The sequence below is a fragment of the Oribacterium sp. KHPX15 genome, assembly GCF_900107835.1.
Classification (GTDB): Bacteria; Bacillota; Clostridia; order Lachnospirales; family Lachnospiraceae; genus Oribacterium.
On sequence record NZ_FNRG01000026.1, the window covers coordinates 26367 to 47831 of the forward strand.

Below are 21465 nucleotides of genomic sequence, written 5' to 3' on the forward strand. Positions count from 1 at the left end.
TCAATTTTACAGGAGAGCATTATTCTTATAATTATCTAAAGAGACAGCCCATAAGGGAGTTTGAAGATGCCATTTTTTTAAAAAAGGGTATTTTCTTATAGCTTTAATGATAACCGGAGGATTTATCCGGTCAGGAAAAATCTGTGATATTATAGTGTTGTTAAAAGAGTTATGGCATATATAGAAAACGTGGTTTCCAGAGGTGACAATATGGTAGATTACGGCCTAAAAGACAGAGTAGCAATAATTACCGGAGCCAATAACCCATGGGGAATCGGAGCGACGACTGCGCTTGCATTTGCCCGTGAAGAGGCAAAGCTTGTCCTGGTTTATAAAAAAGTCTTCAGACCATTTGATGCGGCAAAGATGGATAAAAACGGCGCAGACAGATACTACGGAGCAAATGCAGGAACCGCAGAAGCGGTGGAAGATAGACTTAAGGAAATGAATGCTGACTACCTTGTTTTGGAAAGTGATATTTCAAATGAGGAAGCGGTAAAGGATATCTATTCTGCAGCCATAGAAAAATATGGCCGGGTAGATATTTTGCTGAATAATGCTGCAACTGATGATGAAACCGGATGTGACACGATCGAAACGATTACACAAAATGTGATTGATGATACATTTGCAGTTAACGTTCGTGGAAGTATTTTGATGATCCGGGAATTTGTAAGGCACCATGGTGATTATGGAAGAATCATCAATATCTCTACCGATGCCGCCCAGATTTTTGCAGGTCAGATCACTTATGGTGCAAGTAAGGCAACATTGGAAGCTCTGACCAGAAGCATTGCTCTTGAAGTAGCAAAATATGGAATCACAGTAAACTGTGTTGCTCCTGGACCCACTCAAACCGGATGGATAGATGAGGATTTTGAAAAGGTGGTCATTCCTCTGATTCCTATGGGAAAACTTATACAGCCACAGGATATTGCGGAAACCATACTGTTTCTTTCAAGCGAACAGGCACGAATGATCACTGGACAGGTGATAAAGGTGTCCGGTGGAAAAGCACTGTAATTTATGATTATTATGAAAAGATTATTTACTATTGATGATTTCATGGTCGCATTAATTGCTGCGCTTGGTTATGGCTTTGGCGAAAACATCGCATACCTTCTTGGCTGGCCGCAACCCGCATGTATAGCGGCATGCTTTGTTCTGGGAATTGCTCTTGAAGAGCTCATAAGCGCAATCGTCTTCAGTAAGGCTGTCCAGAAAAAGCCAATAAACCGTGTCATTACTTTTGTGGTGATCTTTCTGATTGTTGTGACTGCCCAGTGTATTTCTGTAAGATGGATGGGTGTATCAATGCTTGCTTACATAATGGAAGAGTCCGCATTTGTCATCGGGCTTCCCGTTATCGGCTTTGTAATAAATCTTCTCTTACGTGCATACCACATACGGAAGATCCGAAAGCTTTACGGGGATGGAAGTGAAGGGTTTATATTCGATGTGAAAAAAGAAGATATCGAAGAAACAAACATGCAGAACCGGGCTATAACTGGTGAATACGATAAAGACTGCGCAGTAAAGACAAGAACCGGTATCTTCATCGGAGAAAAGCAAAAGAACGTAATCCGTTATCTTGGGATTCCTTATGCAAAGCCACCGGTTGGTGAACTCAGATGGAAGGCTCCCGAATCGCTTCCTTCATCGGAGAATGTATTTGAAGCTGTAAATTTCGGAGCTTCGGCCATACAGGTCGAGCATAGTGGAGTGATCTTAAAGCTTCACAGGCAGAGTGAAGACTGTCTTTATTTAAATATCTTTACCGGAGCAAAAAAGACGGAAGCAAAAAAGCCTGTTCTTGTGATGTTCCACCATGGTGATTTTACTTGTGGAGGATCTGCCAATCCACTGCTTGATGGTTACAACTATGCCGGATCCCATCCGGATGTTGTATTTATCAGCTTCAATTACCGCCTTGGTATATTCGGATTTATCGATTTTTCAACTGTCCCGGGAGGAGAGGCTTACCCTGACGCATTAAATCTGGGGCTTCTTGATCAGATTGCGGCACTTAAATGGATCAAAGAAAATATAGCTGCATTCGGAGGTGATCCTAAAAAGATTTCGGTAATTGGATTTGAGTCCGGAGCGGCATCTATCTGTATGCTCACAGCTGATAAGCGTGTTACGGGGCTGTTTAATAAAGCTTTTGTATTTTTTGGCAGTCCTGAAATGGTATATGACACGCCGGACGGATCACGAATCCTGGCAGAGAATCTGTTAAAAGAGACAAGTACAAAGACGATGGATGAGCTTGTCCGGCTTGATACGAGATCATTGAAGGATGCATCACAAAAGCTTTGGAAGGACTTTTGCGGACCTGTCTGCGACGGAACATGTTTTCCTGCTGATCTGTACCATGCCTATCGGGAAGGATATGCTTCAGACATAGATTTCATCATTGGCATTCCCAGTAATGAAACTTCAGTTTTTCGCTCATTTGTCGGGAAAAAGAATTATGAAGTTCTTATATCCGAAACTATGTCCGAGATCAAAAGCAGCATTAATGGTCCGATAGTTGATGCGGTACAGGAATATATCCGGACACAGGCGGATGCTTCAGCTAAACTTGATACAAAGTCAAAGCTTGTAGAAGAGTGGCTCGCCCTTAGTATTTACCGGGTTGCGGTAAGTCTTTCCGAGGGCGGAAGCAGAGTATATGTTATGTACTGGGATGAGAAACCGGTACTCGAAAAGCTGGGTTCGGGGTCGGTTGATGCAGTGGCGACACTCCTGGGAAACAGTGAGGCTTTACGTATGTATGGCAGTGTGATGAACAAAGATTTGTCATTGATACTTCAGACATTTTTACTCAAATTTATAAAAGGAGAGTCCATGCAGCTGTATACTAACGAGATCAAGGGGGTTGATGCGCTTAAATGGAAGGCATTTCCCGAGGATCTTACCGTATCGGACGGAAAGATCATGTGTGATTAAGCCCACAACAACGTAGGCAGTCAGGGAATTATGGTACCAGGTTTTATGAATCAGTGATTATAAAAAGGAAATACGTTAACAATGATCGATGTATCAATTCCATATCTGATTGTGATAAATGTCATTGCCTTCCTGTTGTACGGTATCGATAAGGAAAAGGCACGAAAAGGAAAATGGCGTATCAGTGAGAAAGAGCTTATTCTTGTGGCGGTAATCGGAGGCAGTGTCGGAGCATTTTTCGGGATGCATTTTTTCCATCATAAAACCAGGCATTGGTATTTTAGATATGGTATACCGGCGATAGTTATTCTGCAGATTATATTGATTACAGTTCTAAAGAAATAATACTTTTAACCGTTGGAGCATGTCGTAAGGAGGATGATCATGGAATTTAAAAAAGGATTAGGTTGGAAAGCCTGCTATGATGAAGAAAGAAATCTTTATACAGCCGAACGTGGTGGACCGGGCGCCTACAATTTATATGAAATCACAAAGGAAATATATGATCAGCTGGAAGATGGCGCAAGAGAAATTGATGTTTATAAGCTGATCACTGAGGGAAGGCATCTGTATATGGATGTGGATGACAGATGCGGCCCACCATATACGGTAGTATTCGATCACGATTACGAGAAACTATGTCCATGGGCAAATGTTATCTCGAGCGGTAAAGTATGGCCGGATGAACTCACGGATGCGGCGGTAGAGATTTTTGAATCTGAAAAAAACAACCGGGAACAGAGGCGCAAAAGGAGAGAAAATAATACGCCAGAATCCTGAGAGCGAGAATAGTTAGTGGAGGTAATCAACATAATGCAATTAAGCATTTTAAGTAAAACAATTAGTGATACAGCAACAAATATTTCAGATTCTACAGGTATGGGAATCGCACCAGCGCTTATCTGTATGTTGTTATGTTGCTTTGTAGTTTATAAAATCACCAAAAAAGTCATTCACATTATTTTCACGATAATTGTGATTGCCATCCTGTTCACGCTGCTTAAAGGTATGATTTAAAAATTAAATTAAAAGTGAATAGAATATGAGAAAGGCGGTTCCCGAAAGGGAACCGCCTTTTTGAACTGAGGTAGGAGAAATTGCAAAAAGATGGAATTGTTTCACGGATTAATTCTTTGAAGAATTATCCTGAGCTGCTTTATCACTGTTAGCTGATGACTGATCTCCGGACTCAGAAGATGTACCGGGCTTTCTGTCAGGTTTTCCTGAAGGCTTTTCGCCGTTTTCAGATTTCGAATGATTGCCGTCAGCCTTTGAATCCTTTTTACCGCTTTCGGATTTTGAGTTGTTACCATCAGGTTTTCCGGATGGCTTTCCTGAAGGTTTTTCACTATTGCCTGACTTCGCATGATCGCCATCAGGCTTGGATCCTTTTTCGCCCTTGCCGGATTTATCTTTCATGTCGGGTTTTTCAGCCTTGCCTGACTTGCCGTTCCTGTCGGAAGAAGAACTCTTGTAGGCTTCAACGGCTGTTCCGGTTGAACTTGTTCCTTCTTCATATGCAGTTCCGTTAACATAAAGTGTAAAGCCGTTAAGGTCGATGGCATCTTCATCACAGGAAAGGCTTGTGATATATGAATCACCTGTCAGCTTCCATGTGGAGTCCTCGGAAATCTCTACGTAAACCGCACCTGCGGCACCGTCGGTATTGATAGCACCTGAGTAAAGAGTGCCGTCATTAAGGTACATATTGAGGGTGGAAATGCTGTCGACAACAGTGTTACCTTCAAATGCCTGCTTTGCTGCAGTGAATGTAACCTGTCCGCCGTTTGAGCCTTCGGAACCCCAGCCGGCGGCTTCGATGCGAAGGAAGTCATCACTTGCATAAGTGAAGTCAACATTTTCGATATCTATCTCGGCAGTTGTGTTGTTAACATAGAATATACCGCCATTCTTGTTTATGAGTGATCCGCCTGTCATCTTAAATACAGCAGTGCCTTCATCGGCATCGCCGGACATTGACTGGTAGAGCATTACAGCCTGGTAAACATCGGATTTCTTGCTGTTCTTCTTTGTGTTGTTTGCAGTCATGTTGACATTTTCAAGGGTGACAGAGTTTTTACCCTCCACAACAACACCCTGTGCCACATTTGAAACAAGCTCAGCATTCTTTACTGTGATATCAGCTGTTGAATAAATAGCCGGAGAACCGGAACCGTTGGTTTCATAGTAACCGCCGTCCACGTTTACAGTTCCGCCGCCTCTGTCAGAACGTATAGCCGCCGATGATCCACCCTGGGTGATGATGTCGAGGTTCTCTGCATTCATGGTTCCGCCACCGGTTGTCATGAGTCCTCCGGAGTTGTTGGAGTTGGTTCTTATGGTAGAATCGGAAATATTGACCGTGGTGCCTTCACCGTAACTAAAGACAGCATTGGCATGCCCGCCATCGGTTGTGATCTCGGCATTCTTAATGTTTAAGGTTGCGCCGTTTTCAGCAAATACGGCAGCATTGTCACCATAGAAATCAGCTTCCTCACTTCCGGATTCGCCGGTCTTATTTACCGAGATATTTTCGTAGCTAATGTCTTCGCCGTCTGCATGTATGGCATGGCCGCCATCTTCGCTGTTCTCGTAGGTGTTTTTTTCTTCTGTCTTATCTGCAGCCTCCTCAGCTTTTGTAGTGTCAGCTTCTGTATCAGATTCAGTTAATGTTTCGGTGTTCTCCGCTGAACCTTCCGATGAAGCAACAGGAATTTCTGTCCCTGCACTACAGCCAACAACATTTGTGGCAAGCATAGATGCTGCCATAAGCATAAGTATTTTCTTCTTCATAGTAGTATCCTCATTTCTGTTGGGATGAATCCCATATGGACGTTGTGTGATCTGATCCATAACGATTTAAGTGTTTGTAGGATCTGATATTCACTTCTTACATGACGCATAATACCCCTAAAAGCTTAAATGAGTCTGAAATTTATCTGATCGTTTAATAAAGCGGTTCCCTTTCGAAGATGTTCTTTTTCTGTTGGTATTTTTGAGTATGCAATTATTCAATGTAACATTTGAAAAAAATCAAATTCAATATCTATTATCCTTTGAAAAAAATCAAAAATATCCCTGTATATCCTTTGAAAAATGTAAATGTATTGATTATACTTTAATACAAGAGAGGTGGTTTCATGCTGAAAAGAGATATTTATAACTTATTAAAAGAATGGAAAAACCGTGAACATCATCCCCTTGTTATCAAGGGATTACGTCAGACAGGTAAGACATACATAGTAAAACAGTTTGGAGCGGAATTCTACGAGAATTGTATATACATAGATTTAAGAGCCAATCAAACGATACATAGTGCCTTTGAAGGTGATTTCAATGTGGACAGGATGGTAATGTCTATAACCGCTGTAGATACCACCGCCAGATTTGTGGCCGGAAAAACTCTTCTGATATTGGATGAGATCCAGGACTGCCCGAATGCCAGAAGTTCACTAAAGTATTGGGATATAGATGGAAGGTATGATGTTATCGCTACCGGAAGCTTTTTGGGTGTTAAAGGATTTCGAGAACCCTATGTGAGGGGAATTCCTGTGGGCTACGAAGAGCAGTTGGATATGTATCCACTCACATTTAAAGAATTTCTCTTCAATACCGGCATTAGTCCCGAGATCATGGAATATGTTTCCAAATGCTTTAAGAAACATGAGAGTGTTGAAAAGACCATACACGAAAGTCTGCGATCACTGTATTTACAGTATCTTATCGTCGGTGGTATGCCTGAAGCAGTGAATTCTTTCTTTGAGACTCATGACTTAAATTTAGTGAAAAGCATTCAAAAAAGAATTCTAAGCTCAATAAGAGATGATTTTGGAAGATATAAAAACTCAGAAGGCAATGACAAGATAAACGAAGTATTAAAGCTTAGAGCGGAAGCCTGTCTCGATTCCTTGCCATCACAACTGTCAAAGGAATATAAGAAGTTTAAATATAGTCTTGTTAATGTTAAAGGAAACTCTCCTGAGAAAGCAGATGGATTGCAATATCTGGTGGATGTAGGTTTGGTTGTTCGTTCTTTTAATACCCTGGAGATTTCATATCCTCTTGAAGGGGTTAAGATAGCTAAAGAATTTAAGGCTTTCTTCATAGATACCGGATTATTGGTGTCACAGCTCGGTGATGAGTTGCCTCAGAAAATTCTCGCCGGGGACATCAGCTCCTATAAAGGTGCAATAGCGGAAAATATGGTTGCTTCAGCCTTCGCCGCAAATAGTATAGGGTTGTATTATTATCATGCTCCCAGTGGTTCTCCGGAATTAGATTTCCTGTTCGAAAAGGAAGGTGAAACAACCATAGTTGAATGCAAAGCAACCAATAATAGAGCAACAAGCATGAAATTTGTTCTTGAACATCAAAAAAAATATGGTGTTCATCCGGCCATAAAATTTGCAGACACCAATGTTGGTGAAGGTAAGGGGTTCTGCACATTTCCTTTGTATGCGATAGGATTTATCGAACGAAATATTAAAGACAATATTATTTCACCGGTCGAGGTCAAAAATCTGCAAGTTCCTGAAGACTGAAATTTAAAAAAGTGTCTTCAGGCTGAAAAAGCCTGAGGACACTTTTTTATAATACAGGGTCAAATACACTCCTATACTCATATATGAGCTTGTCATATTTTCTATCGCCAACCGTGAGACCATCTTTCTCAGTGAGAACAAGATGCATTCCTGCCTTTTCAAGCACCTGGCACGATCCGATGTTCTCAGATGCGGACCAGGCTGTCACACAGGGAATTCCTTCATTTTCCGTCAGATACTCCAGTACTTTTCTCAAAGCCTCCGTCGCAAGGCCTTTCCCCTGCCAGTCCTTTACAATACTGAAGCCGATTTCGATCCGGTCATCCTGATAATCGTAGGCTCCGATGGTTCCCACCACGACATCGTCAATATCCATCACCCACGAATAGGTGTGTTCATCATCATAATCGGCGATAAACCGTCGCACTGTTTCCTGCGTCATTTCCAACGTAGCATAAGGATTCCATCCTGAGTATTGGGACATCGCCGGATCTTTTCCCAGATACTGGTGCAGCTGCCCAGCGTCTTCCGGATGGTATCTGCGCAAGGTAAGCCGTTCTGTCCACAATTCAACAGTACCATGTACCTCAATTTCATCTATAGCGGCAATCTGCGAATTGTAAATAAGATTGTCCTCTATGAAAAGTCCGTCTTCATCTCCACCGTACTCGTGCATCAGGAACTCATACCCGCCGTATCCCGCTATGCCTGTATAGGTTTCACCATATATGTCCTTAAGGCGGACGTGCTTTCCATCGTAATTCAACAGCTCCATTGTTCTACTCCATTTATAATCGCCATCAGCGCTATTTCCCGTTTTTTATGCCATCCGATATTTCCTTTGAACCATCGGTTCTGAACCCTTTTTTGATAATTATACATCAAAGCTGCAAGTATAAAATCTTCCGCTACTATATGGTCTGAATTCAGACCATATGAAAATCTGTTGAGCTATGTTATGATTCTAACGGCTTAGAATAATAGGCTAATTCTGTACTACCTTTTGATTAGGTTGTACTGACTATATTCAATAACAGGAGATCCGATTGGATGAACGATAGAGACCTAGATGATTCACAATGGAATAGTTTGTTTGAAATGGCAAAAGATTATGAAGAGCAGGATGACTATGAGGATTATTACGAGGCATCCTCAAATATCATTGATCCTCCGGCCATAAGGAAATTCAAAACTCCCGAAGAGGCACTGAAAACATTATTCGGTTATGATGATTTCAGACCGGGCCAGAAGGGAATCATAGATTCCATTCTTAAGGGGCAGGATGTATTTGCGGTTATGCCCACAGGTGCCGGTAAATCTGTATGCTATCAGATTCCGGCAATGCTTTTGCCGGGGATTACTCTGGTCATATCCCCGCTCATTTCTCTCATGCAGGATCAGGTGAAGTCATTGAACGAAGCCGGGATACCTTCTGCTTTCATAAACAGTTCCCTTTCCAGAGGTGACTTTTATGAAACCTTACGCAGTGTAAGAGAAGGGGCTTACAAGATCATATATGTGGCACCGGAACGTCTCATGACAGATGAGTTTGTAGATCTTGCAAAATCCATAAGGATTTCAATGCTTACAGTAGATGAAGCCCACTGTATCTCCCAATGGGGACAGGATTTCCGTCCAAGCTACATGAAGATCGTAGAGTTCGTAAAGCTTCTTGATGAGAGACCGATCATCAGTGCTTTTACGGCAACTGCCACAAAGAACGTCAGGGAAGATATAGTATGCATCCTGGTACTCAGGAATCCCTATACTCTGGTTTTGGGATTTGACAGAGAGAATCTTTTCTTCCAGGTGGATAAGCCCAAAGACAAAGATAAATACCTTTTGGATTTCATTGCAGACCATCCGGGTGAGAGCGGAATCATTTACTGTTCTACAAGAAAGAATGTAGACAGTGTTTTTGAGATGCTGTTCAAAAAAGGGATATCCGTTGGCAAATATCATGCCGGTATGAATCCAACAGACAGAAAGAAAATGCAGAATGATTTTGTTTATGATTATACAAGTATCATTGTTGCCACCAATGCTTTCGGAATGGGCATAGACAAGTCCAATGTAAGATTCGTCATCCATTACAATATGCCCCAAAGCATGGAGAACTACTATCAGGAAGCCGGAAGAGCGGGAAGAGACGGACTTGAGTCAAAGTGTATCCTATTGTATTCGGCGCAGGATGTAGTCATTAACAAATTTTTGCTGGAGAAAAAGGAAACAACCGACATTGATCCCATGGATCTTGAAAACATAAGGGAGCGGGATAATCAGAGACTGCAGTCCATGGAAAGGTACTGCTATACCACGGAGTGCCTTCGAAATTATATACTTAAATACTTCGGGGAGCAGCCAAAGGAACCTTGCGGTGATTGCGGAAACTGTCTCAGGGAATTTGAAACCATCGATATGACCGAGGCCGCAAAAAAGATCATCAATTGTGTTTACGAGGCAAAGGAAAGATTCGGAAGAACTATCATCGTTGATGCCGTATTGGGAGCAAAGACCGCAAGACTAAAGCAGATAGGTGCAGATGAATATAAATCCTACGGAGCTCTTTCATCGTCAAACAAAAGCCTTCTCCTGAGACTGGTGGAGCAGCTTATCCTCGAAGGTTATCTTCAGGTCGGTGCATATCAGGTTCTGAAAATGGGGGATATAAAAAGGCTAAAAAATCCCGAGAACAGGGTTCTTGTAAAGATCACAGATGAAGATAAGCGTCCGGCTGTTAAGATAAAGACAGAGAAGAAATCTGTCGGAATCAATTCACTTACATCCTCAGGATTCAAGCTGTTCGACAAACTTCGCGAGCTTAGACTTGAGATTGCACGTGAAGAAAACATGCCGCCTTATATCATTTTTAATGACAAGACATTGATCGAAATGTCAGTAAAGGTACCGATGTCAGAGATGGAAATGCTGAGAGTTTCGGGTGTCGGTGATCATAAATTCGGAAAGTACGGTGAGAGGTTCCTAGAGACTATCAGGGAATATACTGAATTATATCCAGATCTTCTTACCGACAGGGTTTTACCGGAACAGGAAACAACGGTTTCTGTTTCGAAAGTCAGAAAAAAGGAAACCAAGCAGGAATTCAGTCTCTTTCCGGAGGAAGCTGAAAACTATAATTATGACGGATATAAAACGGTATCGGAAATTCGCGATGAGATGAACCGGATATGTGAGCGGGAAAATGTCAAAAGGCTTCCTGCTACCAGACTCACAGAGATTTTGCTGGAGGAAGGTATCATATCAGGTGATTTTGATTCAGACGATACATACTCAAAAATACCGACAGAAAAAGGAAAAAAACTTGGTGTGATCGTTGAAGACAGAATCAGTCAAAAAGGAAATGAGTACCACGTTCTGAAATATTCGCCTGATATACAAAGTATTTTGGTTCAGCATTATGTTGAGTGAAAATGATGAAAAAACTCTCGACCGGTTACAATCTGTAACCGGTCGAGAGTTTTTTATTCTAATCTTGAGTAGTAGTCCGCTGCTTCTTCGTATTCCCTGTCATCCTCAATGTAAACCACAACAGGGTTATGTTCAGCATCTTCCTGCACTTCATAAAGGACGCATTTTTTTGAATGATCAAGTTCTTTTTTTTCATTTACCGGAAGCATGGCAAAGTACTCTTTTTCTTTAAATGTAAAATACTTATGTACACCATAATCTGTCGAAGTTCCGTCCTGAAACGAAAGTGTAACAACAAGATCCTCTAAATTCTTTCCTCTGAATTTCATATATTATATCTCCTTTGCCAATGCTTATAATTCTACACGAGAGTAATCAGGGTGCGGGTTTTTCCTTGTTGATAATTCAACAAATCCATTATAATACTATTTGAGCAGAAATCATGGATATAATAACATTTGTAGATTCCGGATATGCAGCTGATTCTGCATCCGGAGCCACAGAACATAATGGTTATGAGGATGTTGGATAAACTATGATATATCAGGATTCGATGAGTGGATGGAGGAAAAACAATGGAATTATTTGACGGAAGGCCGGAGAATGTTGAGGGGCGGCTGCCAAGAGAGGTACGCACTTATGAGTTTCTGGATTCTTTGGGAATAAAATATAAAAGAATGGATCACGAGCATGCGGAAACAATGGAGGCTTGCGAGGAGATAGATAAAATCATGGATGTTGTGATGTGCAAGAATCTGTTTTTGTGCAATCGACAGAAGACAGCATTTTATCTTTTGATGATGCCCGGAGATAAGAAGTTTAAGACAAAGGAATTGTCTTCTCAGATAAATTCTGCAAGACTTTCTTTCGCGGAATCGGAGGACATGCTGAAGTATCTTGACATAGAACCGGGGGCTGTCAGCGTTATGGGTCTGATGAATGATAAAGATCATGCAGTACAGCTTCTGATAGACGAGGATGTGCTGAAGGACGAGTATATCGGATGTCATCCATGTGTGAACACGGCCAGTCTGAAGATGCGCACTGATGATGTGATAAAGAAGTTTCTTCCTGCTGTAGAGCATGAATACATGACGGTTCATTTGGTGGGAGAATAAATAAAACAGAATCGTAATTACGAAAAATTGAACCCGGTTCAATTTTTCCGATGGTTCCGGCAAATGAAAACAAAAGAAAATAATTTTCATAATTTGCTTTACATAAACGGAATAATGATATATGATTCCAAAAGAAAAGAGATGACTTGATCATCTTTAAAAATGAATATGATCTTCGGGGAAGGTGAAATTCCTTATCGGCGGTAAAGCCCGCGAGCCTTATGGCAGGATCCGGTTAGATTCCGGGGCCGACAGTATAGTCTGGATGGAAGAAGATAGAGAAATCGAAATATCGGTTTTCTTTTTGCTAGGTATATCAACCCCGAAACAGTTATGTTTCGGGGTTTTTTTATGAAAAAACGATTTACTTTAGCTCTTATAAATGAATGTTCAAATAATATTGAAATGCTTCAGGATTTCAATATTTCTTCTTCCTTCTCATCACCTCTTAATGCTGTTTTTCGAGTCTTAATATCTGACATTCAGATGTAAGCTTATTGGCTAATAAAAAATATTTTATGTCTTAAGAATAGGCAGTTCCCAGGATCAGAGAGGAGTCCCATTGGAAAATGAAAAATATATGCGTCGTGCAATTGAGCTGGCAAGGCTGGGAGAAGGATGGTGCCATCCAAATCCTTTGGTCGGAGCGGTAATTATAAAGGACGGAAACATTATCGGAGAAGGGTTTCATGAACGGTACGGAAGTCTTCACGCAGAGCGTAATGCTATAAAAAATCTGTCTGAGAGTGCGGAAGGTGCAACACTGTATGTGACATTGGAGCCCTGCTGTCATCACGGGAAGCAGCCGCCATGTACCGAAGTTGTTCTGGAGAGCGGGATAAAGAAGGTGGTGATAGGTTCCCGGGATCCAAATCCGAAGGTGGCAGGAAAAGGAGTAAGGTTCCTGAAAGAGAATGGGATCGAAGTGGTGGAGGATTTTCTAAAGGATGAGTGTGATGAACTGAATCCTGTTTTCTTTCATTTTATAACCACAAAAAAGCCTTATGTCACTATGAAGTATGCCATGACCATGGACGGAAAAATCGCAACAAAAACCGGCAGATCCAAATGGATCACGGGGGAAGAGGCGAGAAGGCGGGTTCAGGAAATGAGACATGCTCATATGGGGATAATGGTGGGAATAGGAACTGTTTTGGCAGATGATCCTATGCTGAATTGCCGGATACCCAGAGGAAGGTCACCTGTGAGGATCATTTGTGACAGTCAATTGAGAATTCCGCTTGATTCTGAAATTGTAAAGACAGCTGATGATTACAGCACCATCGTGGCTTGTTGTTTTCCCGGGATTCCCGTTGGCGAGTTAGATCCGGAGCACGATTTTTCCCATGATATATCTGAAAACCTGATCATGGATGATAGTCATGAGGATTCAGGATTTCATGAAGATCTGTGTTTAAGAGATATAGCTTTCAAACTAAAGGAGCTTGGTAAAGCCGGGATCACGGTCATCAATTGTTGTCCGGAAGAAAGGATAACCGAGTCCGGTGTTGATCTCCAAAAACTGATGACTATCCTTGGTGAAAGAGGAATCGACAGCATACTTCTGGAGGGCGGAGGAACACTCAACGAAAGCGCATTGAAGGCAGGAATCGTAAATGAAATTGATGCTTTTATCGCACCAAAGATTTTTGCCGGTAATGCAAAAACTCCGGTCATGGGTTTGGGAGTGGATAATTTAGAGGACGCCTACAGATGCGAGATAAAAGATGTGGAACAACTCGGTGAAGACATTCTGATCAGATATGTAGTTTCAGGTAAAACTGTCAGATAGACAGACGTTTTAGAATTCCACCGGGGACGGTTCTTGCCGGCGAGAATCGTTCCCGGTGGATAAGGAGAGGGAGCCGGATAGATCTGCATCTGTATGTCAGAAATAAACGGCGAAAAACATGCATTTATAGATGAGGGAGGAATAAGTGTTTACAGGGATAATCGAAGAGAAGGGGTTGATCAGGAACTTTGATATAAACGGAAGTTCCGGACGGACCATCATCAACTGCAGAAAGGTTCTGGAAGGAACAAAAACCGGAGACAGCATAGCGGTGAATGGAATCTGTCTGACTGTTACGGAACTTCATGAGGATGCATTCGCGGCAGATGTCATGGCGGAAACTGTCAGAAGAAGCTCTCTGTCCCGGGCAAGACCGGGAGATCCTGTCAATCTGGAAAGAGCCATGGCGGCTAACGGAAGATTTGGCGGACATATAGTATCCGGACATATCGACGGAACCGGAGTGGTACGGGATATAAGAAAAGAAGAAAATGCGGTCTGGTTCAGCATCGGGGCGACGGCTTCGATTCTTAAATATGTTATCGAAAAGGGATCCATAGCGATAGATGGGATAAGTCTGACGGTGGCTTATGTTGGTGAAGAGATATTTAAAGTATCGGTCATACCACATACTCTCAGGGAGACAGCATTGGCATCAAAGAAGGTCGGAAGTCCGGTGAATCTGGAGTGTGATGTCATCGGGAAATATGTTGGCAAGCTCCTGGGAATGAAAACCGGAAATCTGAATAAACAGAATGAGGAGAGAAACGTTTCCGAAACAAAGTGGGTGGACGAAACAAACGGAATAACAGGATATGCCGGCAGCTCAAACGGCGGGATGACCATGGAGTTTCTGGAAACGTATTTATAGAATGGGCGGACCGACTTGAGGCCGGAAACTTGAAGAAATAGGCAGATAGAATCCGAAGTGGGATCGGAACAATCTGATAAAGAAACATTAAGCTGATCAAAAAGCGGGATGGAGGAAAAAATGGAACGAAAATATGCAAGTATCGAGAAGGCACTGGAGGATCTCAGACAGGGAAAGATCATCCTTTGTTCGGACGACCCGGACAGGGAAAACGAATGCGACATGATATGTGCGGCAGAATTTGCAACCCAGGAGAATATCAATTTTATGGCAAGTTTTGCGAAGGGACTTATATGTACACCCATGAGTTTGGAAATCGCAAACAGACTTCTGCTTCCGCCTATGGTTTCCGAGAATACGGACAACCACGAGACGGCATTCACGGTATCGGTTGATCATATAGACACAACAACCGGGATTTCTGCAAAGGAGCGTGGACTCACTATGCGGAAGCTGGCAGCAGGAGAATCAAATGGTACAGATTTCAGACGTCCAGGTCACGTTTTCCCGCTTACTGCAAGGCGCGGGGGAGTACTGGTGAGAAACGGCCACACAGAGGCTACCGTTGACCTCATGAGGCTCGCGGGACTTACGGAGTGCGGCGTTTGCTGCGAGATCATGGCAGCGGACGGAACCATGATGATGACCTCGGAAATCTGGGAGATGGCGGAGAAGTATGACCTTACATTTATCACCATAAAGGATCTGCAAACCTATATCCGCATCCATGAGAAGCATGTGGTGCAGGAAGCCTCGGCAAAGCTCCCCACAAAATTCGGCGAGTTCAGGATGTGCGGTTATGTTAATGACATCACCGGTGAGCATCACGTTGCACTTGTAAAGGGTGACATCGGAACGGGTGAAGATGTGCTGTGCAGGGTTCATTCGGAGTGTCTCACTGGTGATGCATTCGGTTCCCTGAGATGTGACTGCGGACTTCAGCTGGAAAAATCCATGGAGATGATAGAAAAAGAAGGCCGTGGGATACTGCTCTATATGAGGCAGGAGGGCCGCGGGATCGGACTCATCAATAAGATAAAAGCCTATGCACTTCAGGAAGAAGGTTATGACACTGTGGAGGCCAATGTTAAGCTCGGTTTTGCACCGGACATGCGGGAGTACTGGGTGGGCGCGCAGATACTGAGAGATCTGGGAGTGAAGTCCCTGAGGCTTCTGACCAATAATCCGGATAAGGTTTATTCCCTTGAGGATTTCGGTCTGACCATCAGCGAGCGGGTTCCGATTGAGATCCCGGCACAGAGGTACGATATAAGGTATCTCAGGACAAAGAAAATAAAGATGGGGCATATATTTAATGCCATAGATCTGAAAGAAGATGAAACAGCCTGAGGCAAAACCTAAAGGTGATTCCGTGTACGTTGCTTTCAGAAGAAGACTTAAGAATCATCATTAAATCAGATAAGAGTTATCAGTTATTGGGAAATACAGAAAATTATAGGTAGATGGATATAAGAACAAAGGAGAAGGAAAATGAGAGAGATCAATGTTTTGGAAGGAAAGCTTGTTGCAAAAGAGGGAATGAAGGTTGGTATCGTGGCGGCCAGATTCAATGAGATCATTGTGAATAAACTGCTTGGCGGAGCCATTGACGGACTTGTCCGCCACGGAGTGGAGGACGGGAACATTACCGCCGCCTGGGTACCCGGTGCCTTTGAGATACCTGCAGTTGTGAAGCGTATGGCGAAGAGCGGAAAGTACGATGCAGTGATAGCTCTTGGTGCGGTGATAAGGGGACAGACCAGTCATTATGATTACGTTTGTAATGAAGTTTCCAAGGGAGTTGCACAGGTTTCATTGGAAACAGGGATTCCCGTTATGTTCGGAATTCTGACAACCGACAACATAGAGCAGGCTATCTCAAGAGCCGGAAGCAAGGCAGGAAACAAGGGCTATGACTGCGCTGTTGGTGCCATAGAAATGGTGAATGTGATGGAGCAGATCTGACGAATCAGACTCTGACACTGTAGAACTGGATTAAGGAAAACAATAGAAAGAAGGAACCGTGTTGAACTGACACGGTTCCTTTTTTGACCTATGGTAGTCTGCCTGCTTCTTTGTCATATTTTAAATTTCTGTAGTAAAGCGCTATGTCTATTGATACCAGTAGTATATCTGCCAGGTAGAACCAGAAGGAGTGAAGAAGTTCTCCGGTTCTCAGATATACTATTATCTTTGCGGATATTCCGAACAAATATCCGATGACTACAAGATATTCGTACATCACGCTTTTTCCGAGGGTGGTTTTACTTTTTAGCGATTTCAGTATGTTGATGGGCCATGAACAGCCGAAGATGATCAGCATAATTATTTCGCACAATACTACTATATCCATAGATATTATCTCCTTAACCTTGATATAAAACCAATTAATATTTTTTTATAAGATTTAATGCATTACCACGACAGACCTTTTCAGCAGTTTCGGGAGAGAGCTTGTCTAAGAGGGAGTAATATTTTGTTACTTCGGCAGGGTAGTTAGACCAGTGACCTACCTTGTCTGTACCTATCATAAAACGATCGGGATATTTCTCAATGAGCACAGCCCACATTTCCGAAAATATAGTCGTTGAATTATTAAAATGTTCCATTTTGCTCATCAGGTCTCCTTTTACATAATTCTCAAAGAATACCCAGGATATATCAACGTAGAGATTAGGATGATTGTGAAGAAGTTCTCCCGCAATTATCAGCAGTTCTTCAATCTCGATTCTACGTGAAATACCTATATGAGCCCAGATGATTTTACAGTTCCTGTTGAAGGAAAGAGCCTCCTCCAGTTCATATCTGTATTCAGGTTCAGTGGCATTTTGAGGAGAGATGTTATGATGAACCAGCACGGGCAAACCACGGTCTGCGGCCAGGTCAAAAATCCTTTTGAAAGTCGGATTGTTAATTCGAAGACCTTCTCCGTAGGTCAATGCAGTAAGGTCGTCATGTCTGCTCATGATCTCACCTATGCCTTGCCAGAAATCCGGATACATATCCAAAAGACGCTCTATCTGGTCAGCAGCATATTTGTCTGTGCAGTCAACACCACAGCAGAAGGGATGAAATCTTCTTCTGATTTCTTCCGGCTGACACATAAGTTCATGGGCGAGAATGTGATCGGTTCCCGAATAATAGTAGCATCTGCTGTCGTCGCTCAGATAGTAGAGGGGTGGTTTTTTCATATCATTATTCCATTTCTTGACCAGAGGCATCCCAAAAATGATAGCCTCGGAGACACCACTCATGTCCATGGCACGGGCGAGTTCAGGGAACCCGTCCGAATTCTGGGTAAAATCAAGAAAATGCAGATGGGAATCTACAATTTTGTATTTAAGATCGTTTGTGACAGTTTGAATATCTGTTTTTTTATCGAAAATCATATCCTTGCATATAACCTTTCTGTAATTAACAAAACATAAATATGTCCAGGTATCCCATAATATCGACAGAGAATATCATTTGTATAAATCCTGTTCTTAAGGCTGAATAGTGAATGCACGGGATTTTTTCTATTGGCCAAAAATAAAAATTATTTTAAAATGGCTAATAGAATCTTGAAAAGGAATCTTAAAAGGAGTTTTGACTATGGGATTATTTGATTCATTAAAATCACAGGCTATATCCACAATAAGAAAAGAAGCAGGCAGTGCAGTTAATAATGCAGTGAATGGTGCGATGCAGAACATTGGAAAGGGACGCAATCATACAGAGACTTTTCAATTTAATGTTCTCCCGCAAAATCTGTCAGAACTTCAGTCTTTGCCGGAGGCATCATTAGACAGTGCGTTTAAGACGGCAGCTCTTGTTATAGTGGCACTTACAATGTATGAACAGGATACGGCTGCATGTTTTGAAATGCTTAACTTCTTAAAAGGACCGGAACCGTTAAGTGAGTTTGAAAAACAATTTTTAAAGGACCGTTTGTCGGGAGCAACCTATAAAACAATGTCGTTCTTTGATGGTGCAATCCCCGGGAACAATTATCAGCCGACGGTTCCTTATACGTTAAAGGTTAGTGAAAATCCGTATTCTTTTGATAACGAAAACTGGGCTGTAATGTATGTTACCAGTGGTGGAGCGGATTCACCGAGACCGATCAAACTACGTAAGAAACCTTCCACAGGACAGTGGTTTTTAAATGAAATTCAATGCCTGTCGGATATACGCACACCTGTAGCGGCGGATCCGTGGGCTTAAAACAAAAATGGCTTTATCGAATATGAAGGCAGCGGAAAAAGCAGCTGAAGATGCCGAAGCCGCAGAAAAATCTATACGGATTTAGCGCATGCAAAAACAGAGTAAATACAAATATGTCAAAAGATATTATTGAGCCGGAATACTATAAAGATTTCAGATGCATAGGAGGGGATTGCTCTTTCACATGCTGTAAAGAATGGAAGATTGCTGTGGATCCGGACACAAAAAAGAAATGGAAATCCATAAAGACTCCGGAAGGAATGAAAGAACAGGGCAGACTCCCGGAATCTGTCAGTGAAAGCGATATGTTGGATGCTTTCATAGTAAAAGCAGATGACTCGGAAGTGATCGGACTGCTTCCAAATATGAAGTGTCCTTTTCTGGAAGAAGACCGGTTATGCATACTTGTGAAGAATCACGGAGAAGAGGTTCTTTCAAAAACCTGCCATACTTTTCCAAGAGAGAGTCATGTCTATTCTGACCGCGTGGAAAGAGCTTTGGTTTCCTGTTGTCCTGAGGTTGTTGACAGGTGGAAAGACATTGACAGTTTGAGTTTCACCGGATTTGATTACAAAGATGTTTCCGTGATCAAAAATCAAAAAAATGTATATAGGCAGGTCAGAGATCTCATGATGTATTATCTGGCCGATGACAGAGTGAGTAACAGGATAAACCTTTTAAAGGCTTTCTTTGTTCTTCTGGATATATATTCCAAAAATGGCATCAGGGATCCGGAGGAGTATTTTTCTGAAAGTACTTTAGTGGAGCTGGAAGAAACAATAGAAACACTGTTTGAGGAACCGGAAGAATCAGTGAAAGAACGTAACGAGTTGTTTCTTGATATCACAGAGAACTATGTAAAAGAAGGAAGATATGCAGAGTTCCTTGGTCCTATGATAGATGAAGCAGAGCGACTGAAGGATTGTCCGGACTATGCTGTCTTCCGTGAAAAAAACAAAGAATATGAAAAACTCATGAGAAACTATCTTATATCCGAGACCTTTTCAAGCCTTCTTTTTCCTGAAGCGGATATTCCGGATCTAGTCATGCAGTTTGAGTGGATTATGATGGAATATGCCCTTATGGAGCATGCGATATATCTCAAATGGCGTTCATGCCCGGATAAAACAGTCCCTTACGAAACGGTTCGTGACATGATGGTACTTATTTCAAGGCTTACCGGATATGGGATGGATGACATCGAAGAGTACCTTGTTAACAGCTTTGAGGATGCTATATGGGACTTTGGATATGCGGTTTTTCTGCTGGGATGATTTCTTCTGACAGAAGACTATCATTATTAAAAAACAAATTATCCGAAGACCATTTTGTGTTATAGTTGCAGTATGATTGTTCTACAGGATGATTATAAGGAGAACTCTGATGACGATTCAAAATCCTAACTATATGTACTATAAGCAGTTGGCAGATACATGGAAGAGTGCTGACGGTTCCATCACAGCCGTCCTTACTGATACCGTGCATATCACTGTAAAATATGGGGATGCAGTAATTGATGGTTATTACGATGTGGTTCCGGCAGGTCTTGATATGGCAACATCAATGCAGGGATTTATGGGCCTGGGAATGATGGGGAGTTCTGATGGTTTTTCATATCAGCATAACTTCGGTGAGGATCTCAGAATAAAGCTTGGTGATACAGCTCTCAAAAAAGGTAATGAGACGATCTACAACATTGCTTCAGCATGGCATGATATTGAAGACAAGCTTCACATCGACTTGATCAATGCTTTCACAGGAGAAAAGATAAGTTTCGTTCTGTCCCGTGACGCAGCAGCTTCTGCTGTAACACTGAAAGATGGCGAAGTTCAATGTGAATGCGGGCAGATTTTTTCCGGTAAGTTTTGCCCGAACTGCGGAGCACAGCGTAAAGAGGAAAATACATTCGTTTGTGAGTGCGGATATACCGGCCCCATCAGCAATTTCTGTCCGGAATGCGGTAAGCCTGTTTCATCACAATTGCAGAAAATAACTCCATCACCTTCACCCGCTTCTGCGATACCTCCTGTTGCCTTCAGGATTACTGATGATGGCACAATAGAGCCGGTGTATGATGATGGAACCGATAATTCTGAACAGGAGCAGCAAGCCGGTTGGACATGTTCAAAATGTGGAGCCGATCTTCAGACCGGAGATACATGCACCAAATGCGGAGCGGAGATAACTAAAGAACTGCTTTTTTCGTTATCGGAATATAAGTCCACCAATCCTCCCCAGTATGATGGTGTTCAGGTGTGGAAGTTTTCGGATACCCAACTCATAATGCAGAGGGGTAGTCGTTTCCGGTTCATACCGGCTACCGTCATTGAACCTGCATTGGAAATCATCAGAAAATACGGCATCGATAATAAGGAGAAGAATAAAAGCCTCATGCCGGGAATCGCTGGAGGTTATCAGTCAGTCAGCTTCTGGGACGGAGAAAAGATGGTTGGAGCTTCTACAGACGATATGCCCGGAGCGGCGAGTGCATACTATGAACTTATGTCGCTGTTCATGACGGCAGCTAACGAGTAACTCTTAAGTCGGTGGACCATG

Annotated in this window: 19 protein-coding genes and 1 riboswitch; of the genes, 14 read left to right on the plus strand and 5 right to left on the minus strand. The window is 42.4% G+C overall.

Going from position 1 to position 21465, the window contains the following annotated elements; translation table 11 throughout:
• The first annotated feature begins 171 nt into the window (after positions 1–171).
• The 4 genes from BLV86_RS13575 to BLV86_RS13590 all read left to right on the plus strand — a co-directional run bounded on the left by BLV86_RS13575 (position 172) and on the right by BLV86_RS13590 (position 3732).
• A complete protein-coding gene (locus BLV86_RS13575) occupies positions 172–1023 on the plus strand; it encodes an SDR family NAD(P)-dependent oxidoreductase (RefSeq protein ID WP_090818474.1) in 852 nt (283 codons plus the stop codon).
• A 3-nt stretch (positions 1024–1026) separates the two neighbouring features.
• The gene (locus BLV86_RS13580) at positions 1027–2952 is read left to right on the plus strand and encodes a carboxylesterase family protein (RefSeq protein WP_090818477.1); all 1926 of its coding nucleotides are present in this window, start codon (positions 1027–1029) and stop codon (positions 2950–2952) included.
• A gap of 81 nt (positions 2953–3033) precedes the next feature.
• The gene (locus BLV86_RS13585) at positions 3034–3297 is read left to right on the plus strand and encodes a DUF1294 domain-containing protein (RefSeq protein WP_175456562.1); all 264 of its coding nucleotides are present in this window, start codon (positions 3034–3036) and stop codon (positions 3295–3297) included.
• Positions 3298–3336: 39 nt separating this feature from the next.
• On the plus strand, positions 3337–3732 hold the full coding sequence (locus BLV86_RS13590; RefSeq protein ID WP_031550263.1) for a hypothetical protein: 396 nt from the start codon (positions 3337–3339) through the stop codon (positions 3730–3732).
• A gap of 345 nt (positions 3733–4077) precedes the next feature.
• Here BLV86_RS13590 and BLV86_RS13600 read toward each other — a convergent pair whose 3' ends face one another.
• On the minus strand, positions 4078–5745 hold the full coding sequence (locus BLV86_RS13600; protein ID WP_175456563.1) for an autotransporter outer membrane beta-barrel domain-containing protein: 1668 nt from the start codon (positions 5743–5745) through the stop codon (positions 4078–4080).
• A gap of 347 nt (positions 5746–6092) precedes the next feature.
• Here BLV86_RS13600 and BLV86_RS13605 point away from each other — a divergent pair, with 347 nt between their 5' ends.
• Positions 6093–7493: an ATP-binding protein gene (locus BLV86_RS13605; protein WP_090818483.1), complete on the plus strand. Its 1401-nt coding sequence runs from the start codon at positions 6093–6095 to the stop codon at positions 7491–7493.
• Between the two features lie 46 nt (positions 7494–7539).
• Here BLV86_RS13605 and BLV86_RS13610 read toward each other — a convergent pair whose 3' ends face one another.
• The gene (locus tag BLV86_RS13610; RefSeq protein ID WP_090818487.1) at positions 7540–8268 is read right to left on the minus strand and encodes a GNAT family N-acetyltransferase; all 729 of its coding nucleotides are present in this window, start codon (positions 8266–8268) and stop codon (positions 7540–7542) included.
• A gap of 275 nt (positions 8269–8543) precedes the next feature.
• Between BLV86_RS13610 and recQ the strand changes: the two genes are divergently transcribed.
• On the plus strand, positions 8544–10922 hold the full coding sequence (gene recQ / locus BLV86_RS13615) for a DNA helicase RecQ (RefSeq protein ID WP_242873316.1): 2379 nt from the start codon (positions 8544–8546) through the stop codon (positions 10920–10922).
• A gap of 53 nt (positions 10923–10975) precedes the next feature.
• On the opposite strand, the gene BLV86_RS13620 is transcribed toward recQ, so the two are convergent.
• Positions 10976–11251, minus strand: a complete 276-nt coding sequence (locus BLV86_RS13620) for a DUF1292 domain-containing protein (RefSeq protein WP_031550244.1) — start codon at positions 11249–11251, stop codon at positions 10976–10978.
• Between the two features lie 246 nt (positions 11252–11497).
• Between BLV86_RS13620 and BLV86_RS13625 the strand changes: the two genes are divergently transcribed.
• The 5 genes from BLV86_RS13625 to ribH all read left to right on the plus strand — a co-directional run bounded on the left by BLV86_RS13625 (position 11498) and on the right by ribH (position 16668).
• Positions 11498–12040 (plus strand): prolyl-tRNA synthetase associated domain-containing protein, encoded by a 543-nt coding sequence (locus BLV86_RS13625; protein ID WP_031550240.1) that lies wholly within the window; start codon positions 11498–11500, stop codon positions 12038–12040.
• Positions 12041–12207: 167 nt separating this feature from the next.
• Positions 12208–12321, plus strand: a riboswitch (FMN riboswitch).
• Positions 12322–12602: 281 nt separating this feature from the next.
• The gene (ribD, locus tag BLV86_RS13630; RefSeq protein ID WP_090818490.1) at positions 12603–13832 is read left to right on the plus strand and encodes a bifunctional diaminohydroxyphosphoribosylaminopyrimidine deaminase/5-amino-6-(5-phosphoribosylamino)uracil reductase RibD; all 1230 of its coding nucleotides are present in this window, start codon (positions 12603–12605) and stop codon (positions 13830–13832) included.
• 145 nt (positions 13833–13977) lie between these two features.
• On the plus strand, positions 13978–14703 hold the full coding sequence (ribE, locus tag BLV86_RS13635; RefSeq protein ID WP_090818493.1) for a riboflavin synthase: 726 nt from the start codon (positions 13978–13980) through the stop codon (positions 14701–14703).
• Positions 14704–14823: 120 nt separating this feature from the next.
• The gene (locus BLV86_RS13640; protein WP_090818496.1) at positions 14824–16053 is read left to right on the plus strand and encodes a bifunctional 3,4-dihydroxy-2-butanone-4-phosphate synthase/GTP cyclohydrolase II; all 1230 of its coding nucleotides are present in this window, start codon (positions 14824–14826) and stop codon (positions 16051–16053) included.
• A gap of 141 nt (positions 16054–16194) precedes the next feature.
• Complete coding sequence (gene ribH, locus BLV86_RS13645; RefSeq protein ID WP_090818498.1) at positions 16195–16668, plus strand: 6,7-dimethyl-8-ribityllumazine synthase; 474 nt, start codon at positions 16195–16197, stop codon at positions 16666–16668.
• A gap of 88 nt (positions 16669–16756) precedes the next feature.
• Here the strand turns inward: ribH and BLV86_RS13650 are convergent, their stop codons facing one another.
• Together BLV86_RS13650 and BLV86_RS13655 are read right to left on the minus strand one after the other, a co-directional pair.
• On the minus strand, positions 16757–17056 hold the full coding sequence (locus BLV86_RS13650) for a hypothetical protein (RefSeq protein WP_207647476.1): 300 nt from the start codon (positions 17054–17056) through the stop codon (positions 16757–16759).
• A gap of 34 nt (positions 17057–17090) precedes the next feature.
• Positions 17091–18092 carry an amidohydrolase family protein gene (locus BLV86_RS13655; RefSeq protein ID WP_090818501.1) on the minus strand — a complete coding sequence of 334 codons (1002 nt, stop codon included), beginning with the start codon at positions 18090–18092 and terminating at the stop codon, positions 17091–17093.
• A 205-nt stretch (positions 18093–18297) separates the two neighbouring features.
• On the opposite strand from BLV86_RS13655, the gene BLV86_RS13660 reads away from it, so the two are divergent.
• From BLV86_RS13660 to BLV86_RS13670, 3 genes are all read left to right on the plus strand, one after another.
• Positions 18298–18909 carry a DUF6935 domain-containing protein gene (locus BLV86_RS13660; protein ID WP_242873317.1) on the plus strand — a complete coding sequence of 204 codons (612 nt, stop codon included), beginning with the start codon at positions 18298–18300 and terminating at the stop codon, positions 18907–18909.
• Positions 18910–19022: 113 nt separating this feature from the next.
• Entirely contained in the window at positions 19023–20183 is a 1161-nt protein-coding gene (fliB, locus tag BLV86_RS13665; protein ID WP_139297928.1) for a flagellin lysine-N-methylase, read from the plus strand.
• 109 nt (positions 20184–20292) lie between these two features.
• Positions 20293–21444: a hypothetical protein gene (locus tag BLV86_RS13670; RefSeq protein WP_090818506.1), complete on the plus strand. Its 1152-nt coding sequence runs from the start codon at positions 20293–20295 to the stop codon at positions 21442–21444.
• The last annotated feature ends 21 nt before the right edge of the window (positions 21445–21465 follow it).

Coding starts and splice junctions, on each gene's coding strand:
- BLV86_RS13575 (WP_090818474.1), top strand. CDS start 172: ATGGCATATATAGAAAACGTGGTTTCCAGAGGTGACAATATGGTAGAT.
- BLV86_RS13580 (WP_090818477.1), top strand. CDS start 1,027: ATGATTATTATGAAAAGATTATTTACTATTGATGATTTCATGGTCGCA.
- BLV86_RS13585 (WP_175456562.1), top strand. CDS start 3,034: ATGATCGATGTATCAATTCCATATCTGATTGTGATAAATGTCATTGCC.
- BLV86_RS13590 (WP_031550263.1), top strand. CDS start 3,337: ATGGAATTTAAAAAAGGATTAGGTTGGAAAGCCTGCTATGATGAAGAA.
- BLV86_RS13600 (WP_175456563.1), bottom strand. CDS start 5,745: ATGAAGAAGAAAATACTTATGCTTATGGCAGCATCTATGCTTGCCACA.
- BLV86_RS13605 (WP_090818483.1), top strand. CDS start 6,093: ATGCTGAAAAGAGATATTTATAACTTATTAAAAGAATGGAAAAACCGT.
- BLV86_RS13610 (WP_090818487.1), bottom strand. CDS start 8,268: ATGGAGCTGTTGAATTACGATGGAAAGCACGTCCGCCTTAAGGACATA.
- recQ (WP_242873316.1), top strand. CDS start 8,544: ATGAACGATAGAGACCTAGATGATTCACAATGGAATAGTTTGTTTGAA.
- BLV86_RS13620 (WP_031550244.1), bottom strand. CDS start 11,251: ATGAAATTCAGAGGAAAGAATTTAGAGGATCTTGTTGTTACACTTTCG.
- BLV86_RS13625 (WP_031550240.1), top strand. CDS start 11,498: ATGGAATTATTTGACGGAAGGCCGGAGAATGTTGAGGGGCGGCTGCCA.
- BLV86_RS13640 (WP_090818496.1), top strand. CDS start 14,824: ATGGAACGAAAATATGCAAGTATCGAGAAGGCACTGGAGGATCTCAGA.
- ribH (WP_090818498.1), top strand. CDS start 16,195: ATGAGAGAGATCAATGTTTTGGAAGGAAAGCTTGTTGCAAAAGAGGGA.
- BLV86_RS13650 (WP_207647476.1), bottom strand. CDS start 17,056: ATGGATATAGTAGTATTGTGCGAAATAATTATGCTGATCATCTTCGGC.
- BLV86_RS13655 (WP_090818501.1), bottom strand. CDS start 18,092: ATGATTTTCGATAAAAAAACAGATATTCAAACTGTCACAAACGATCTT.
- BLV86_RS13660 (WP_242873317.1), top strand. CDS start 18,298: ATGGGATTATTTGATTCATTAAAATCACAGGCTATATCCACAATAAGA.
- fliB (WP_139297928.1), top strand. CDS start 19,023: ATGTCAAAAGATATTATTGAGCCGGAATACTATAAAGATTTCAGATGC.
- BLV86_RS13670 (WP_090818506.1), top strand. CDS start 20,293: ATGACGATTCAAAATCCTAACTATATGTACTATAAGCAGTTGGCAGAT.